This window comes from Pseudoalteromonas sp. A601 (genome assembly GCF_002165575.1).
In the GTDB taxonomy this organism is placed as follows: Bacteria; Pseudomonadota; Gammaproteobacteria; order Enterobacterales; family Alteromonadaceae; genus Pseudoalteromonas.
Genome location: NZ_MXQF01000038.1, coordinates 1 through 413 on the forward strand (window position 1 = coordinate 1; position 413 = coordinate 413).

1 protein-coding gene is annotated in these 413 nt (G+C 42.4%); it reads left to right on the top strand.

The genetic code is table 11. From position 1 onward, the window contains the following. Positions 1 to 413, top strand: a 413-nt coding sequence (locus B5G52_RS19340; RefSeq protein ID WP_140394353.1) for a transposase, incomplete at both ends; no start/stop codon positions are given.

A 413-nucleotide genomic window follows, 5' to 3' on the forward strand; every position in this document is an offset into this window, starting at 1 on the left:
AGGCTTACGAGCAAACGAATGCAACACTGGTTGCGTGCCTAGCCCATATACGCCGTAAGTTCATCGAGGCCAAAGGCAATAATAAAAAAACCGTTAAAGCGGATGTAGCACTTAACCTTATTCGCAAACTCTATGGTATTGAGCAAGCCATCAAAGGTAAGCTGGCCGATGAAAAATTCACCATTAGGCAGAGAAAAGCCAAACCAATCGTTGATGAATTGTATCAATGGTTACTCAAACACAAAGATAAAATCCCTCCCCAAATGGCGCTAGGTAAAGCAATTACCTATGCGATAAATCAGTTTGAGAAATTTCGGCGTTACCTCGATGATGGCAGGCTCAGTATTGATAATAACCGTGCAGAGCGAGCCATAAAACCGTTCGTAATAGGGCGAAAAAACTGGTTATTCTCA